The following is a 17,011-nucleotide window of genomic DNA, read 5'->3' as shown; positions in this document are numbered from 1 at the left end:
TTATGAACCGAGCGGCTGTAGAGGATCTTCTGGAGCAGTTCCGCGTTGCCTTTCAGAATGGCGACGAGGAAGGCTGGTCCCGCCTCTACGACCGCACGGTTGTGCTGATGCGACCGCATGAAACGAAGATTATGAACGGCCCCGAAGAGATGCGACAGGTTGGTCGCACGGTCTATGAGGCGTACCAGAAACTCGATCTGGCGCGCGTCGTGACGACCATCCGCGATATTCGCGGCTTCGACCCGGGGATCGTCCTGCTCGACGTCACCATCGACTACTACAACTCGAAGGATGAACAGCTCCTCATGTCTGACGTGACATACGGGCTGCGCCGTCGGGCCGGTGGGTACCGCATTGCACTTCATATTCCCCATAACGAGGCGGTGCGCCGCCCGATCTTCCTGGAAACCGATGATCCGGACCTGTTGATCGGTGGGCAAATCTAAGCCGCCTCCTTTCCGACTTCCTCCCGCAAGATGGAGACTTTGAAATGACTATCTTCCACTACGACGTCGATGCAGACGGCATCGCCACGCTGACCTGGGACCTGCCGGGCAAATCCATGAACGTGATGACCCTTGAAGGGCTCGCGGAGCTGAATGACGGCCTGGACAAGGCCTTTGCCGATGAGGCCGTTAAGGGCGTCGTCATCACCTCTGCGAAAAAGGATTTCGCAGGCGGCATGGACCTCAACATCCTTGCCAAGATGCGCGACGATGCGGGCGACGAGCCGGCAAAAGGCCTCTTTGAGGGCACGATGCGCATGCATCATCTGCTGCGCAAGATCGAGCGCAACAACATGGACAAGAAGACCAAAAAAGGCGGCAAGCCTGTGGCCTGGGCCTGCCCCGGCACCGCGGCCGGTATCGGCCTTGAGATTGGTCTGGCCACGCACCGCCGTTTTGTCGCCGACAATCCCAAGGCAAAGATCGGCCTGCCCGAAATCATGGTTGGCATCTTCCCCGGCGCGGGCGGCACCGCGCGCCTTGTGCACATGCTGGGCGTGATGGCAGCCTCCCCGCTGCTGCTCGAAGGCAAGATGCTCGCCCCTGCAAAGGCAAAGGGCGCTGGCATCGTGGACGAGGTCGTTCCGGCTGATGAGCTGCTCGCGACGGCAAAGGCATGGGTGAAGGACGCAACCGACGCGGACATCGTGAAGCCGTGGGATGCCAAAGGCTATAAAATGCCAGGCGGTGCGGCCTATCACCCGGCAGGTTTCCAGACCTTCGTAGGTGCCAACGCAATGATCCACGGCAAGACGCAGGGCGCCTTCCCGGCGGCCAAGGCGTTGCTGTCCGCGGCCTATGAGATGACCATGGTTCCGTTTGACACCGCGCTGAAGATCGAGGCGCGCTGGTTCACCAAGGTCCTGATGAACCCGTCCTCTTCTGCCATGATCCGCTCGCTCTTCCTCAACAAGGAAGCACTGGAGAAGGGCGCGAACCGCCCCGCCGTCGCGGATCAGACCGTCAAGAAGGTTGGCATCATCGGTGCAGGCATGATGGGTGCGGGCATCGCCTATGTCTCTGCCCTCGCCGGAATCGACGTCGTCCTGATCGATCAGAAGCAGGACGCCGCCGACAAGGGCAAATCCTACTCCGAAGGTCTGCTCGACAAGGGCATGTCCCGCAAGAAGGTCACGCAGGAAAAGAAGGACGCTGTCCTCGCTCGCATCAACGCGACGACCGACTATGCCGCACTTTCGGATGTCGACCTGATTGTCGAGGCGGTGTTCGAGGATACCGGCATCAAGGCGACGGTGACCAAGGCCGTGGAAGACGCGATCCCCGCGGACGCGATCTTCGCGACAAACACCTCGACCCTGCCGATCACCGAGCTTGCGACCGCCTCTGCCCGGCCCGAGCAATTCATCGGCATCCACTTCTTCTCCCCCGTGGACAAGATGCTGCTGGTGGAGATCATCAAGGGTGAGAAGACCGGTGACGTTGCCGTGGCCAAGGCGCTCGACTTCGTGCGTCAGATCAAGAAGACGCCGATCGTGGTCAACGATGCGCGCTTCTTCTACGCCAACCGTTGCATCATCCCTTACGTGAACGAGGGTGCGCGGATGGTCTCTGAGGGTGTGGAGCCTGCGCTGATCGAGGGCGCGGCTAAGCAGCTGGGCATGCCGCTCGGCCCGCTTCAGCTGACGGACGAGACGTCTATCGACCTTGGGTACAACATCATGAAGGCGACGAAAGCGGCGATGGGCGATGCTTATCCGCAATCTGGCGCTGACGATGTGATCACCTCGCTCTACGAGGCAGGTCGTCTGGGTCGCAAGGCGAATGCGGGCTTCTACGAGTATGATGAGAAGGGCAAGCGGCAGATGCTGTGGACCGGTCTGCGGGATCAATGGCCGAACGCTGATGAGCAACCGGATCTGACCACCGTGCAGCACCGCCTCGCGATGGCGCAGGTCCTCGAAGCAGTGCGTGCGCTGGAGGAGGATGTGCTCCTCGACATCCGCGAGGGCGACGTGGGCGCGATCCTCGGCTGGGGCTTCATGCCGTGGTCCGGTGGTCCGTTCTCCTGGCTCGACATTCTGGGCGCAGAGAAGGCCGTCGCGATCTGTGACGATCTGACGGAGAAGTTCGGCGAGCGGTTCACCTGCCCGCAAATCCTTCGGGATCTGGCCAAGGACGGCGACAGCTTCTATGGCCGCTTCGGCCCCAAGGCTGAAGCCGCCGCCGCTTGATCCCAAAGGATCGACGATAAATAAAGAGGCCGCGCGAGGGACACTCGCGCGGCCTCTTTTCGTTGTGGAGCTCGTCTTGGCCCTGATCCGTCAAATCGAAGCGGTTGAAACCCATGACTTGCGCGCACGGGTATTGCGGCCGGGCCAGCCAATAGATGCCGCCCGGATTGCCAGCGATGCAGAGGCGTTACATTTCGGAGCCTTTGACGGTGAACGATTGGTCGGCGTGGCCTCGCTCTTTTTCAATGAAGAAGACTGTCGCTTGCGCAAATTCGCCATCGAGGTCGACCAACGCGGAAAAGGGCTGGGGGCCGCAATGCTCACCCATATGGCGGATCATTTGCGCCAAAGCGGCCACAAGCGGCTCTGGTGTGATGCGCGGATTGAGGCACTGGGCGTTTACAGGCGTGCGGGCTTCACCCCGTTCGGTCCGCGCTTTACCAAGAATGATCGACCTTATCAGAAGATGGAGCTTCTTCTTGGTGCAAATATCCCGGGGTGAAGGGGCCAAAGGCCCCGAGGGGCAGCGCCCCTATGCCGCCTCCGCAATCAGGGCGTCGACATCAAGCCGGGAATTGACCATCGCCAGTTCTCCTTTTGCATCCCGCGGCCAATCCGCCTCGGGCCGATCGCGGTAGAGCTCCACGCCATTGCCATCAGGGTCCGAGAGGTAGACCGCCTCGCTCACCCCGTGATCTGCGGCACCTTCCAGTGCGATGCCCGCCTCCAACACCCGCTTGATGACCGCGCCAAGGCTGGCTCGGTCCGGCAACAGGACGGCGACATGGAAGAGGCCAGTGTGCCCTTTGGGTGGGGGCGTGCCGCCCGCACTGTCCCATGTATTCAATCCGATATGATGATGGTAACCGCCAGCCCCAAGAAACGCGGCCTGTGTGCCGTAGCGCTGCATCAGATCAAATCCGATTACATCGCGCCAGAACGTGATGGACCGTTCAAGATCAGCGACCCTCAGATGTGTGTGTCCAATCGTTGTGCCAGATGGCAGAAGAGGTTTTTTCGACATGGGCTCAGCCTCCATTTTGCTTTGGACGACACCTAATCCGCGCAACGCCCGCACACTACCGGCTCAAATGGAAACAAACTGACCTTGAACTAGCCCCAAGGGGGTGGTTCGTCGGCGATCACTTGCCCGAAGACGTGCTCCCGATGCCATTTGAGGTTGTCAGGGTGGGGATGGTTACAGGCCTCACGCGGAAGATAGAGCCTGCCTGACGGGCCCAGAAGCCGGTCCGCGACATCACGGGGCACTTTGTTGTGTGAAATCAGGATGGAGTGATCCTCTGCAACGCCGATCAGACCGCGATCAAACATCCAGTGCACGGTCCCCGACAGCGCAAGTCCGTTGCGGATACTGTCATTGCCGCCCGCGGCGACGGGTCGGATATGCGCGGCCTGCACCTCCGGTCGTCCTCCGCCATTGCGCAGGCGCAATCCCGAAATCGCGCATCGTTCGTCGTAGGCTGTCCGCACGGCCCGCCGAAAGGCGATGTCGCGGTATCGTCGCTTGGTCAATCGCTCGATCACCGGTCTCTCGAACGGAACAACCGGCTCTGCCGCGCCGGGCGGATCGTAGCGATGCTCCTCAAAGGTTTCGAGCGCGGGCGGAAGTCCCAGATCAACAATGCGGTTGAACTCTTCCTCCGGGAGCCTGCGCACGGCCAGTTGCTGTGCCCCGCCCTTCTTTGGAAATCCGTATGGATCTGCCAGGGCGGACTCAAGCGGGGTTCCATTCTGCAATCGCGCGACATACTGCACGAAGGATTGGTAACTTCCCGGTTCGACAAGAGCCATATAGCGGTCAGGCAAGGTGGGATGCCTAATGATATCTTGCAGTTTCGCAGCAGCGAAATAGCCGCGATTGCCCGCCTTGACCGGTTCATAATAGATGACCCGGTCCCCGACGCCCTCCTCCATCGCCTTGAGATACTGACGCGGAAAGTCATAGCGGGTGTCGGGACGATCATCGTAGATCGAGTCTGCCCGGTGCAGCAGAACCAGCTTCATCGAGCCGCTTTATTCATCATAATGCCGGGCAATGGCGCGCATCATGGCGATCTGACCGTCACGCACGCCGGGTTCACGGAAGGCGCGGTTGGCTGAGTTCAGCGCGATGACGACATCGCGTTCGGGATCGATGAAGATATACTGGTCATAGATGCCGACCGCGTATGTTTCGCCCGCTTCCGCCGCTTGCGGGATCCACCATTGCAGACCGTAGCCATGCATCTCTCGCCCGCCCGGCGGCGCTTGTGGCGCTGAGGGCGTGGTACTCTCGCGAATCCAGGCCTCACTCACGATCCGGCGGCCCTCAATGATACCGCCCTGCTCCACCATCAGGCCAAAGCGGGCATAGTCGCGCGTGCGCAGGTTCAAGCCACCAAGGGCGAACGCCACGCCGTATCCGTCGGTCACGAAATAGGGATCCGCTTCAAGGCCGAGCGGTTGCATCACACGCTCTCCCATCAGTTCCGGCAGACTGCGCCCCGTTGCCCCACGGATCACCATCGCCAAAACATGCGTGTCGATAGAGACATATTGCCAGGCCCGCCCGGCGGGCCTGTCGCGCAGGGTGAGATCAGCGGCAAACGCATCCATAGAGCCGCCAAGCGCCAGGACCCGACCCATGCGATTGATATCAGAATTGAAGTCGAGGTAGTCCTCATCAAATGTCACGCCAGAGGCCATATTGGCAACCTGTCGGACCGTGACACCCTCATAGGCAGACCCCGTCAACTCCGGCACATAGAGCTCAACCGGATCGTCGAGGGAAGCGATCTCACCGGCCTCCACGACCGTTCCCAGCAGGACAGAAACGAAGGATTTCGCCACTGACCAGCTGATCCTCAGATCATCTTCACCAGTGTCGCGGAAGTAGTCCTCATGGACCAGTTCACCGTCCTTCAGAACCACGATGGCGGTCGCCGCGTTTTGATCCATCCAATCGGCAAGACCGCGGATCTCGCCGTCATGGGCAAACCGTTCTGGCAGGGGTTGCCGTGTCCCGGTAAGCGGCGTCGCCGCGACATCCCCGCGTGGCATGGTGGTCGTCTCGAACATCGTATCCATCGCAGAAAAATTCGAGACGATCAGTTCTTCGGTGAAAAGCGAGTTCACCCGCAGCAAACGATTGAACCGTTCCCAATTCAGCGCGACAGCAACCATCGCGACGAGAATGATCGCGAGCACAAAAAGTGCGAGCCATTTGAGTAGTTTGCCCATCATATTCCCCGAACGGCGTGTTTTTTCACCTATTCTGCGAGAAAGCGCTGCACCACGTCAACAAAGGCGCGGGGTTGTTCGGCGTGGACCCAATGCCCAGCCCCCCCGATACGCTCGAACCGCGCGGCCGGGAACAGCGACAGGATATCTGCCTCGCTGGACGGAGGCTGATAGTCGGACGCGCCACCTGCAATGAATAGAGCCGGCCCGTTGAACAAGCCCTCAACCTGTGGCCATCCCACGATGGCAGGCATATTTTGATCGAGCGTCGCAAGGGCCAATTTCCAGCGTGGCCCGTCCGCATCAAGGGCAAGAGATTGCAGCAAAAACGCCCGCAGCGCCGGATCGTCGAGATGGACGGCAAGCCGTTTATCCGCCTCGGACCGTCGGGTCACACCGGTCAAGTCCAGCTTGCGCATAACATCAATATGTCCGGCATGGCTGTGGTCATAAGCGACCGGGGCAATGTCCGCGACGATCAGGGAATTGATCAGCTCGGGTTGCGTCAGCGCAAGATACATCGCGGCCTTGCCGCCCATCGAATGTCCCAGCAGATCAATCTTGCCGCCATGTCTCTGGGCAACCTCGGCCAAATCCTGCGCCATCGCCGGATAGTCATGGGGCGCGGCGTGCGGGCTGTCGCCATGGTTGCGCATATCGACGGCGATGACGTCGCGATCATCGGATAGGCGTTTGGCGATCGCACCCCAGTTGCGCGCTGAACCGAATAGACCGTGCGCGATGACCAAGGGGGTTCCCCCTGCGTCACGCGCAGAGGCGGCTTGATTGACGTGGCGTATATCGTTCAAATTAGCCATCTTTGTATCCTATCGCACAGCGTGTTTGCGTGGTTGAGTGGTATCTGGAATTGATGGGCGTTGCCACCCTGCGCCCGGCATCCAAGGGGACAAGAGATGCAAGAGGACGGGGTCGGACATTCGACATCGCGCGTAATCCGACTGATCTATACCACTGACCTGCACATGGCGTTGGGCGGCCAGCGGACCGGGGGCCTGGCAGAGCTTGCCCCGGCCATCGAAGCCGCGCGGGCTGAGCATCCGGGCGCCATTCTGTGCGATGTCGGTGACGCATTGCAGGGCACCCCGTTCGGGGAATGGCTTGCGACGGGTGGCGCGTCGGATTGGGACGTGCATCCCATCTATCAGATGATGAACACCCTCTCGTTTGATGTGGCGACCTTGGGCAATCACGATCTCGATTTCGGGCTGGATCATATGGCGCGGTCCGTATCGGGGCTTCATGCCCAGCTGGTGTGCGCCAATCTGGACAGGTTGGATGGGGTGCCCCCGCCAGATCGCTTTGCCCTTTATCCTGTCGAGACTGGACCAGACGCGCCACTGCTGACGGTGGGGTTCACGGGTGTCATCCCGTCGCGGGTAATGCGCTGGAACCGCCATCATCTTGATGGCCGCGTGGACGTGCGCGACCCGGCGGCAGCAGTGGCAGAGCTTATTCCGCAGATGCGTGCCGCTGGTGCTGACATCATCGTCGTTCTGGCCCATACCGGCATTGTCCCTGATGGGCACGAGGATGAGGACGAGCAAGCCGCCCTTCGCATTGGGCGCATCGACGGTGTGGATGCGCTGCTTTGCGGACACCAACACCTCACCTTTCCCGGACCCGAGCTGGCGCCGGCGCCGGATATCGACCCCTCTGCCGGCACTCTGGCCGGTACACCCGCAATCATGCCGGGCTGGGCAGGCCAATCGCTCGGCATCCTTGATCTGAACTGTGCCCACACCGCGTCCACCGGCTGGACGGTGGCAGATCACAGCGCGGCGTTCAGGAAACCAGATGCGCCGGTGCAGTCTCTGCTCGCACCCAGCGCGGCGCTACGCGCGCGACATGCAGCGTGGGAGAAGGCTGAACTGAGCAGATGTGCGGAGCCGCTGACAACACATTTTGGCAGTGTCATGGATTGTTCTGCTGTCCGTCTGACGCAGTCCGCAATGCTGCACGCATTCGAATGCTCTGACCATTCCACGGATCTACCGCTCGTTGTGGTGGCGGCACCGGGCAAGATGGGCGGGCGCTCTGGCCCATCTGGGTATATCTCGATCTGCGACGGCATCCTGACGCGTCAGGCCGTGGGGGAGCTCTGCCCCTTCCCCAACCGGCTGAGCCTGATCAAGGTGTCTGGTGCGATGATGCGAGAATGGCTTGAACGGTCCTGCGCACATCTCAACGTGCTTGACGCAGGACTGTCAGGACAGTGGCTGACCAATGACGCAATGCCAGGCTATAATTTCGACAGCGCGCTTGGCCTGACCTACGAGATTGACCCAACACAGCCACTCGGGCAGCGGGTGCAGAAGCTGACCCGCGCCGGACGTGCTTTGGATGATGCCGAGGATCTCGCCGTCCTGACCAGCAGCTTCCGGGCCAGCGGTGGCGGTGGTTTCAACATGTTGGACACGGCAGAGGTGTTGTTGTCCGATCTTTGCGGCCTTTCTGACGCCGTAGAGCATTATCTGGAAGACCATGCCGTCGTCAGCCTGCCGCCAGCATCCTGGCAGATGACCTGTGCACGCCCGGTGACAGTGCTGTTGCGCACAGGACCGACACTTACGACAGATCGTCCAACCAACGCGCGGCATCTGGCGACGACCGCCGACGGCTGGGAGGAATGGGAGGTGACGATCGGTCCCCTCTCCCTCGATCAGACGGCGGCGTAAACCTTGATTGCCTCGGCCACGCCTCCGGGATGAAAGGGCGTGTTGGTGGCCAACATCGCAGCCTCGGTGGCGGCCAAGGTTCCCAACAGCGAATGCGCGTTCAGATGACCCATATGTCCGATGCGGAACAGGTTATCCCCGCGCGGAACATTGATATCGAGGCCCAGCCCAACGCCCAGAGTGACGCCCGCCTCTTCCTCGGCCCAACGCCGCAGGGGCACGACGCTGCCTTCGGTCAGACGGAGGGTCGTTACCGCCGTCGAACGGTTCGCCCGGTCCGCGACATTGGGTTGAACGACGCCTTGCTCCGCCCAATGATCAACCGCCGCCCAGACGGCGCGTGCGTTGCGCTCGTGGCGCGCCCAGACCTGTTCGATCCCCTCTTCATGCACAAGCATGTTCAGCGCCTCGCGCAGACCATAGAGGTGGTGGGTTGGCGCGGTGCCACAGAAACGCTGGTAGAACATCTTCGGACGCGCGCGGCTTTCCCAATCCCAATAGCCAGAGCGCAGATCGGCAGTCTCGTGCGCGGCCCACGCGCGTGGGCCATGAAAGACAAACCCCATCCCAGCCGGTGTCATCAGACCCTTCTGACAGCCGGTGATCATGACATCGACCCCCCAGCGATCCATCTCAAACGGTTCGCAGGCCAGTGAGGCGATGCAGTCGACCATGAACAGGGCGGGATGCCCCGTGTCGGAGAGGAGCTGCCCAAGCCCGGCGATGTCATTGCGCACGGATGAGGCGGTGTCCGTGTGACAGCACAGCACCGCTTTGATCTGATGGTCCGTGTCGGCTGCAAGAGCCGCGGCCACCTGCTCTAACTCGACGGCGGCATCTGTGCCAAAATCGATCATCCGGGCCTTCAGATGCAGGCTCTCGCCCATTTCCTTCCACCCTTGGGCAAATCGCCCTGTCGCCAGCACGAGAACCTGATCTCCGCGCGACAGCGTGTTGCTGAGCGCCGCCTCCCACGTGCCGTGCCCATTGCAGATGTAGATCGAAACATCATGCGCTGTCCGGGCGACTGCCTTCAGATCAGCCACAATGCCCGGCATCATATCGACCAGCTCTCCCTCGTAGATGTTGGGGGAGGCACGATGCATGGCGCGCAACACCCGTTCGGGCGCGGTCGAAGGGCCGGGAATAGCGAGCGTTGCGGGGCCGAATTTTTGGGTCATGGACAAGTCTCCTGTCGGCGCGATGAAAAAGGGCGTGCCCCCGGCTGTCCAGTGGCACGCCCATGAAAACTTGTGATGGTCGCAATCACATCAGACCGAATGCGTGCCCCGGACCGGATAGTCATTGGCACGGATGAACCTGATACCACGCGCAAGCGCGCCAAGATCCGGGCGGGAGAATGGCGCGTTCGATATGTCGAGGATCTGGATATTTCCCTCGCCATTGATGATGAACAGACCCGGTTCCGGGAAAGGATGATCCGTCTCCTTGTCTGAGCGCGGATCAGAGATGTAGACGCCCAGCTCCGTCATCTGGGCAATCGTAAGGCCATAGCCGATTGGGAAGGTCGGGGCGACCTCATCGCGTTGCGCGCTCGCCTGCGCCTCGCTGTCGGCGGAAACGGCAACAACGTCCACGCCCTGTGCCTCAAATTCCGGCAAAAGCTCCGTCAGTTCCTTGAGATATTTCGTGCAAAGCGGGCAGTGCTTGCCGCGATAGACCACGACCATCTGCCAGTCATGGTCTCCGGTCGGTGTGCCCAGTGCCAATTCGCCACCGCCCAGCATCGGGACGGTCATCTTCGGAAATGCGCTGCCTGCGTCGAGTTTCTGTGCCATGCGGGCCTCCTGTTTGTTGAACGGAGATATGACGCAGACGGCACGAATGTCGCGCTGTCCTGCTCACATTTTCGAGACGGAGCGTCGGGCCCGCCGCAAAAGGCCCTCTGGCATAAACTCGGCCGGGCCGTCAGGTCGTAAAATAACCGGACAAAATGCGCGTGTAGATCGACTTGAGTTGGTGGATGTGATCCACGGCCACATGCTCATCCACCTGATGCATGGACTGACCGACCAAGCCGAACTCAACCACCGGACAGTGGTTCTTGACGTAGCGCGCATCAGACGTGCCGCCGGTGGTCGATAGCTCAGGGATTTGCCCGGTTTCAGCCGTCACGGCGCGACCAATCAGATCGGATAGCTCGCCGGGAGGGGTGATGAAGCTCTCTCCGCTCACTTTGATCGTCATGGTGATTTCAACACCCGTCTCCGCCTGAACCTTTGCTGCCTCCGATTGCAGCCATTCTGTCAGCGCCGCAGAGCTGTGCGCATCGTTGAAACGGATATTGGCAACCGCGGTCCCCTGACGCGGGATTACATTATTGGCCGGATTGCCGACATCGATGGAGGTGATGGCGAGCGTTGAGGCGTCAAAATGCTCCGTGCCGTCGTCCAGCGTGTGACTGGCCAACGTGTCGAGATAGCGCACCAGTGCAGGAAGGGGATTAAGCGCCCGGTGCGGATAGGCGGAATGGCCCTGCCGCCCGGTTGCGGTGATCCAGGCTGTCATGGAACCGCGGCGCCCGATCTTCATCATCTCGCCCATCGTGTTGGGGCAAGTCGGCTCCCCCACGAGGCAGTGATCCATCCGCTCGCCATTCGCATTCATCCAGTCGAGAATCGCGTCGGTGCCGTCCACGCCGTCCCCTTCCTCATCGCCGGTGATGGCCAGAACGATTGAGCCATCGGGTGGCGTGTCTTTCACGAAATCAATCGCTGCTGCCGCGAAGGCGGCCACGCCGGACTTCATATCGCACGCACCGCGCCCATAGAGGATGCCGCCCACAATCTCTGCCCCGAACGGATCATGGGTCCAGTCATTGCGGTTGCCGATTGGCACGACATCGGTGTGTCCGTTGAACCCGAAGGTACGCCCATTCCGGCCCTGCCCCCAACGCGCGAAAAGATTGGCGATCCCATTGCGATCCGTCCGGGTCGTCACAAATCCAGCCGCGCTCAGCAGATCGTCCAACAGCACGATTGCGCCGCCCTCCGCTGGTGTGACGGAGGCACAGCGGATCAACTCTTGCGTCAAGGCGACGGGATCGGTGGCGGTCTTACTCATCAGCCTCGGTATCCTCTGCAACAATAGTGCTGTCAAAGCGCAGGACGGCCCAGTTTGGGTCACCCTCCAGTATCGCGACATAACCCGTCGCCGTCACATCTGCGGTTCCGGTTGAGATCCAATCAAATACGACACCACCGTCGAGCCTGTTGGGCACGTTGCAATACCATGTCGCGCGCACCGGGTACCTGTTCTCTGGTCGCACAGGCGTCAGGCGCAAAAGCCTTTGGACACCGCCTGTTTCGATCAGCGCCGCGCGGAGTTCATCATCAAGCATGGCATCAACGCCGGGCAGATCGAAGGTCGACTCCGCCTGCCAGAAGCTCGTCAGCGCCTCAAGCGCGCCGTCCCATGGGATTTGCTCACGATCACAGGTGCCGACCACGCTGCGCTCGATCCCTTGGGCTGTAACGGGACCAGCCGCCAGGGCAGCAATCAAGGTGAGGACCTGTTTCATTCTGGCGCTCCTGTTTCGAGACACGCGGATCATCCCAATTCCATTGTCGCAATGCCAAACAAGCGTGTGTGATTGGTCGCAGGCGGCGTACCGCGATACATGCGTGCCGTGCGAAAGGTCTCAACGCCACCAAGACGTGCGGCGAGCGCTGCCGCCGCCGGATTGGCGTCCGGGATGTCAAGAAACACTGGTCCAGTGGCATGGGCAGCGGCCCCGCGCACCAATACCTCGGCATCGTCCAGATTGGATGCGATCAGCGGACCGATCTTGGCCCCCTCACGGCACTGACGCAGTGTGATCAGAGTTTCTCGGCCGAGGCTAAAGCTGCGGCGCGTCGGCGTATCCGTCAGCCAAGCCTTCATAAACGGTTCCCGGTCAGCGCAATTTACCGCCCTATCAAGCGCGATGGCCGCGCCCAGATCAACAACAGGGTCCAGCGCGGCGACAGGCGGTCCTGAAAGGTCCAGCATGTACCGAATGCTTGCCCCAGTACGCTGAAAGCCCGAGCGGGCATAGTTCGCTTCCTGTGCCGGAACGCCATCCAGTCCAATCGTCCGTCCGCCGGCGTGGGCCAGCGCATGGTGCCAGAGTGCATAGCCATGCCCCTGCCCCCGAAATTCCGGCTGGCACAGATAGAGGCCGAGAAAGGCAAGGTCGTCGCCATGATTGACCACGCTGATCGCAGCGATGGGGGCGCCATCCACCTCACGCACAAAGAACCCCCGCGGGTCAGCCTGAGAAAATGCATCCACGTCATCAAGGCCGGGGTTCCACCCCTCGGCTGCCGCCCACTCGAGCATCAGCGCGATTTCCTCGCGGGACGCGATCCGGTTGATCACAGATCAATGCCCATCAGATCGGCGGCGATCTCGATCACATCTTCTGGTGAACCGGCCAGCCCGTCCGCCTCGGCCATGTGCAGCTCTTCCTCATCCGCAAAGCCCCAGAGCGCCCCGATTGTAGGAATATCGTTGTTGCGGGCGCCGTCCATATCGTGGCGCCGGTCTGCGATCACGATACAGCGTGCCGGATCGTGACCTGTCTCACTCAACACATGGGCGAAAAGAGCGGTCTTGTCCGCATTTTCCCCTGAGATTTCCGAACCGAAAATCCGGTCGACATGGACATCGAGGCCCAGCGCCTCTGCCTGCCGCTCCGCCACCGGGGTTGGCAGGACCGAGGTGATGTAGACGGCAGCCTCAAGATCGCGGAACGCCTCGATGATTTCGCCGGCATCATCATGCAGCTCGGCATCTTCAACACCGCCCACCATGTAGGCGGCATAAAAATCAGTAACTGCCTCGCCAATATCTGCGCCCTCGCCCAGGAGCACTTCGAACACTTCCCAGATCGGCGGGCCGATCGTCCAGCCCAACTCGGCACGAGGCGGCACCTCGACATTCTGGGACTTAAGCGCCAGCGTCAGGGCCGCGAACCATCCCTCTGACGGATCAGCGAGCGTGCCATCCAAATCGAGCATTACGGCTTGAAGCGTCATCGCGGAACCTCAGAACGGGAATGGATATTGACGGTGCAGGTCACCGATACCGTCCATCACATCTTGGCTAAGCTCGATCTCACTTGCAGCCAGAACGCTCTCCAGTTGATCGAGCGTCGTCGCCCCGATGATGACAGAGGCGAGGAACGGGCGTGTCAGGCAGAAGGCGATGGCCATCGTTGCTGGATCAAGATCATTGTCCCGTGCCAACGCTGCATAGGCATCAGCTGCTTCCATGCCCTGCGCGGTCGTGCGATCCCCGAGCGTCGGACCAGAGACGTCCATCCGGCTGCCAGACGGCACCGCGCCGCCGGAATACTTTCCGGTCAGCAGACCACAGGCCAGGGACGAATAGGAGATGAGCGAGACCTGCTCATGATGGGCCATCTCGGCGAAATCGAGATCGGCCTGTCGATACATCAGCGAGTATTCATTCTGGACGCAGGCAACGCGCGGCAGATCAAACTCCTTGGCCAGACGCAGCCATTGCAGCGTGCCCCAGGTGGTGTCGTTCGACAGACCGACATAGCGAATGCGACCCGCATCCACCTCTTTGGCCAACGCCTCAAGATTTCGGCGGGTGTCATCGAGGATCGCTTGTGTATCAAGGTCCGACGGGTCGTAGGACCATTGGCGGCGGAAGTGGAAATGCCCCTGATTGGGCCAGTGCATCTGATAGAGGTCCACATAATCGCACCGCAGTCGCTTGAGCGATCCTTCAAGCGCGGTGTGGATGGCCGACGGTGTGATCGGCCCCCCGTCGCGGATCATGCCAAAGCCATTGCCAACAACCTTGGTCGCAATGATCAGGTCTTCACGATCCTGCCGCCCTTCGATCCACGTGCCCATGATCTCTTCGGTGCGGCCGCAGGTTTCCGCCAGCAAGGGGGTCGTCGGATACATCTCTGCAGTGTCGATGAAGTTGACGCCGCGCTCCCGCGCCATGTCCATCTGCGCGTGACCCTCCGCCTCTGTATTCTGGGTGCCCCATGTCATGGAACCAAGACAGATTTCGGAGGCCATAAGGTCACTTTGGCCAAGGCGATTATATTTCATGGAAACGCTTTCGGATCGAACGGGTCAGCCTTCGACATAACGCCGCCAGTCATGTTGTTCAACGAAGCCGAGCATCCGGCGTACCTTCTCATTGGAATAGAGGCCGGTATTGCCGGGCAAGGGCCCCTTTGGGACATTGGGAAAATAGGTACGGGCCAGCTCTTCTGCCGGGCGATTGACGGAATTGGTATCATTGGCGGCGTTAAAAATCTGAAATCCAAGCCCATCCGTCAGGACGCCACGATGAACGATCTGCGCCAGATCGCGGGCGTCGATATAGTTGAAGATGTTCCGCTTCCGCGTTGCGGGATCCGCAAAGAAGTCCGGGAAATGCTCAGCATATTCATGAGGTTCGAACACATTGCCGATGCGAAGCACATAGATGTCGATCCCGGACCGGGCCTGGAACGACCGCGCTGTGACCTCATTGCACAGCTTGGACATTGCATAGCTGTCTTCGGGAACCGTCGCCATATCCTCGGTCAGCGGCAGGCCCGGCGGATCGAGGTCCCCATGCGCGAAGCAGGTGCCGTAAACGGTCTCGGACGAGGCGATGATGATCTTCTTCACGCCCAATTTCACGGCGGCCTCTATGACGTTATACGTGCCCACCGTGTTGACCCGGAAACACTCTGCATCACTGGTCAGCAATACGCGTGCGACAGCAGCGAAATGGACGACTGCGTCATATGGTTTTGCCGGACCATCCGCGAACTCACCCATATTCGCATGCTGGGTCAGGGCCCCAAAGACCTGCCCGCTATCCGTGATATCGATGCTGAGGTCATCGACCCCGTCGCACCCCAAGGGCTTGAGATCGGCGTTGACGACGTGATGACCCTGATCGCGCAACCATGGAACCACGTGACGCCCGGCCTTACCTGTGCCACCGGTGAAGAAAATACGCTTAGTCATAATAGGGCGTCATCTGAGCAATAATGACAGCATTCTCAGCCAACGCACGGTCCATAAGGTTACGCTCGTCCTGCCCGATCTCATGTCCCTCGGCCTCTCGCTCGGCCAAGGTGCCGTAGCCAGTGACATCGAGCGGGGCCAGACCCGCCTGCTTGAGCACGTTCACCGCCTCCCGCACCGCCTCTGCCTCATCCACGCCGGTGGAAAACAGCATCAAGCCGCCACCCGTCGCCTTTGCGGGAAGGTCATCCCCGTCCGAGCGTCCGACCTCGACCACGAGAGTATAGACCTGCTGTCGGCTTCCGGGTTTGGGCATCGGGTCTTCCCTTCCATACGGCGGCACACGGTGTGCCCTTTTGCATTTGGGATCGCATGGCGGAGCGGAACTGTCTATCCCGCAACGCCAGGGCGCACCTCATATCCTGGCTCCTCCGCCTCCCCATCGGTCATCTCTGCCGGAAAGCCCGGTGCCAGGATCGAAAGCCCGGTTGCGTCTTCAAGGCGCCGGATGATGTTGGGAGAGAGTTCACGCTCTCCATATCGCGCGATCCCATTGTCGAATATCCGGCAAATCAGAGGTGAGAGTTCAAGGGGCACGTCCTCGCGCTCTGCTATGCTCTGAAAAAGGCCAACATCCTTTTTAACAAGGTCCATCGTGAACGAAATGTCGCGGGACCCGTTGAGGATCACCTGGCTTTCCGTCTCGTGCGAGAAGCTGTTACCAGAGGAAATGCGGATCGCCTCATAAGCAATGTTGAGGTCCATGCCCGCAGCCTTTGCCGTCGTCAGCGCCTCAGCATTTGCGACGAGGTGAACTGTCGCCAGATAATTGGTCAGCACCTTCAGCATAGACGCGCTGCCCAGATCGCCCGTGTGCAAAATGCGCCGGCCCATCGTTTTGAGCAACGGCAAGATCCGTTCGAAAGTCGCCCGATCGCAGCCAGCAAAGATTGAGATATTGCCAGTATCTGCACGGTGGCATCCGCCCGAAACCGGACAATCCACGGCTGCCCCGCCCGCATCGATCACCAGCCCGCCAAGGCGCTGCGCCTCTGCCTGATCGGTCGTGGACATCTCCATCCAGATTTTGCCGGGGCCGATTTCAGGCAACATTTGCTGGAGCACTGCGTCAGACGCTGCTGGAGAAGGAAGACAGGTGATGACGGCATCACACTCCCGCATCATCTGGGCGGGGCCTGTCGCGGCACGTGCACCCTTCGTCACGGCCTTCGCAACCAGGTCAGAGTTCAGGTCATGGACGGTCAGATCCACCCCATTGCGCAACAGGCTGCCAGAAAGCTTTCCGCCGACATTTCCCAGCCCGATAAATCCAACTCGCATCGCCCCATCCTTTGCACGATATGGGC

The 17,011-nt window shown here is 60.6% G+C and carries 18 protein-coding genes; 4 read left to right on the top strand and 14 right to left on the bottom strand.

Features of this window, described 5'->3' with window-relative positions:
- The first annotated feature begins 2 nt into the window (after positions 1-2).
- From POI8812_RS07005 to POI8812_RS06995, 3 genes are all read left to right on the top strand, one after another.
- Complete coding sequence (locus POI8812_RS07005; RefSeq protein WP_108781842.1) at positions 3-446, top strand: DUF6841 family protein; 444 nt, start codon at positions 3-5, stop codon at positions 444-446.
- Between the two features lie 44 nt (positions 447-490).
- Positions 491-2,698, top strand: coding sequence for an FAD-dependent oxidoreductase (locus POI8812_RS07000; RefSeq protein WP_108781841.1), 2,208 nt, complete (start codon positions 491-493; stop codon positions 2,696-2,698).
- 76 nt (positions 2,699-2,774) lie between these two features.
- Complete coding sequence (locus tag POI8812_RS06995; RefSeq protein WP_162844945.1) at positions 2,775-3,200, top strand: GNAT family N-acetyltransferase; 426 nt, start codon at positions 2,775-2,777, stop codon at positions 3,198-3,200.
- Positions 3,201-3,230: 30 nt separating this feature from the next.
- Here the strand turns inward: POI8812_RS06995 and POI8812_RS06990 are convergent, their stop codons facing one another.
- The 4 genes from POI8812_RS06990 to POI8812_RS06975 all read right to left on the bottom strand — a co-directional run bounded on the left by POI8812_RS06990 (position 3,231) and on the right by POI8812_RS06975 (position 6,756).
- Positions 3,231-3,722, bottom strand: a complete 492-nt coding sequence (locus POI8812_RS06990; protein ID WP_108781839.1) for a VOC family protein — start codon at positions 3,720-3,722, stop codon at positions 3,231-3,233.
- A gap of 89 nt (positions 3,723-3,811) precedes the next feature.
- On the bottom strand, positions 3,812-4,723 hold the full coding sequence (locus POI8812_RS06985) for an HNH endonuclease (RefSeq protein ID WP_108781838.1): 912 nt from the start codon (positions 4,721-4,723) through the stop codon (positions 3,812-3,814).
- Positions 4,724-4,732: 9 nt separating this feature from the next.
- The gene (locus POI8812_RS06980; RefSeq protein ID WP_108782504.1) at positions 4,733-5,938 is read right to left on the bottom strand and encodes a serine hydrolase domain-containing protein; all 1,206 of its coding nucleotides are present in this window, start codon (positions 5,936-5,938) and stop codon (positions 4,733-4,735) included.
- A 29-nt stretch (positions 5,939-5,967) separates the two neighbouring features.
- On the bottom strand, positions 5,968-6,756 hold the full coding sequence (locus tag POI8812_RS06975; protein ID WP_108781837.1) for an alpha/beta fold hydrolase: 789 nt from the start codon (positions 6,754-6,756) through the stop codon (positions 5,968-5,970).
- A 96-nt stretch (positions 6,757-6,852) separates the two neighbouring features.
- On the opposite strand from POI8812_RS06975, the gene POI8812_RS06970 reads away from it, so the two are divergent.
- Complete coding sequence (locus POI8812_RS06970; protein ID WP_108781836.1) at positions 6,853-8,634, top strand: 5'-nucleotidase C-terminal domain-containing protein; 1,782 nt, start codon at positions 6,853-6,855, stop codon at positions 8,632-8,634.
- Here the strand turns inward: POI8812_RS06970 and POI8812_RS06965 are convergent.
- The 10 genes from POI8812_RS06965 to POI8812_RS06920 form a co-directional block, all read right to left on the bottom strand.
- Positions 8,619-9,815 carry a pyridoxal-phosphate-dependent aminotransferase family protein gene (locus POI8812_RS06965; protein WP_108781835.1) on the bottom strand — a complete coding sequence of 399 codons (1,197 nt, stop codon included), beginning with the start codon at positions 9,813-9,815 and terminating at the stop codon, positions 8,619-8,621. The two genes, POI8812_RS06970 and POI8812_RS06965, sit on opposite strands and share 16 nt — an antisense overlap.
- A 90-nt stretch (positions 9,816-9,905) precedes the next feature.
- Positions 9,906-10,433 carry a peroxiredoxin-like family protein gene (locus POI8812_RS06960; RefSeq protein ID WP_108781834.1) on the bottom strand — a complete coding sequence of 176 codons (528 nt, stop codon included), beginning with the start codon at positions 10,431-10,433 and terminating at the stop codon, positions 9,906-9,908.
- A 130-nt stretch (positions 10,434-10,563) separates the two neighbouring features.
- Positions 10,564-11,718 (bottom strand): succinyl-diaminopimelate desuccinylase, encoded by a 1,155-nt coding sequence (dapE, locus tag POI8812_RS06955; protein WP_108781833.1) that lies wholly within the window; start codon positions 11,716-11,718, stop codon positions 10,564-10,566.
- Entirely contained in the window at positions 11,711-12,175 is a 465-nt protein-coding gene (locus POI8812_RS06950) for a hypothetical protein (protein WP_108781832.1), read from the bottom strand. The genes dapE and POI8812_RS06950 overlap by 8 nt, the downstream gene beginning before the upstream one ends.
- Positions 12,176-12,204: 29 nt before the next feature.
- Positions 12,205-13,014 carry a GNAT family N-acetyltransferase gene (locus tag POI8812_RS06945; RefSeq protein WP_306438843.1) on the bottom strand — a complete coding sequence of 270 codons (810 nt, stop codon included), beginning with the start codon at positions 13,012-13,014 and terminating at the stop codon, positions 12,205-12,207.
- Positions 13,011-13,673, bottom strand: coding sequence for an HAD hydrolase-like protein (locus tag POI8812_RS06940; protein WP_108781831.1), 663 nt, complete (start codon positions 13,671-13,673; stop codon positions 13,011-13,013). The genes POI8812_RS06945 and POI8812_RS06940 overlap by 4 nt, the downstream gene beginning before the upstream one ends.
- Positions 13,674-13,682: 9 nt before the next feature.
- Positions 13,683-14,729 (bottom strand): aldo/keto reductase, encoded by a 1,047-nt coding sequence (locus POI8812_RS06935; protein WP_108781830.1) that lies wholly within the window; start codon positions 14,727-14,729, stop codon positions 13,683-13,685.
- Between the two features lie 24 nt (positions 14,730-14,753).
- Positions 14,754-15,644 carry an NAD-dependent epimerase/dehydratase family protein gene (locus tag POI8812_RS06930; protein WP_181377191.1) on the bottom strand — a complete coding sequence of 297 codons (891 nt, stop codon included), beginning with the start codon at positions 15,642-15,644 and terminating at the stop codon, positions 14,754-14,756.
- Positions 15,637-15,960 carry a DUF8846 family protein gene (locus POI8812_RS06925; RefSeq protein ID WP_108781828.1) on the bottom strand — a complete coding sequence of 108 codons (324 nt, stop codon included), beginning with the start codon at positions 15,958-15,960 and terminating at the stop codon, positions 15,637-15,639. The genes POI8812_RS06930 and POI8812_RS06925 overlap by 8 nt, the downstream gene beginning before the upstream one ends.
- A gap of 74 nt (positions 15,961-16,034) precedes the next feature.
- Positions 16,035-16,985 carry an NAD(P)-dependent oxidoreductase gene (locus POI8812_RS06920; RefSeq protein WP_108781827.1) on the bottom strand — a complete coding sequence of 317 codons (951 nt, stop codon included), beginning with the start codon at positions 16,983-16,985 and terminating at the stop codon, positions 16,035-16,037.
- Between the last annotated feature and the right edge of the window lie 26 nt (positions 16,986-17,011).

Origin of the sequence: Pontivivens insulae (assembly GCF_900302495.1) — a bacterium.
In the GTDB taxonomy this organism is placed as follows: domain Bacteria; phylum Pseudomonadota; class Alphaproteobacteria; order Rhodobacterales; family Rhodobacteraceae; genus Pontivivens; species Pontivivens insulae.
The sequence above is the reverse complement of the archived record's forward strand: the minus strand, read 5'-3'. Positions and strand labels throughout refer to the sequence as shown.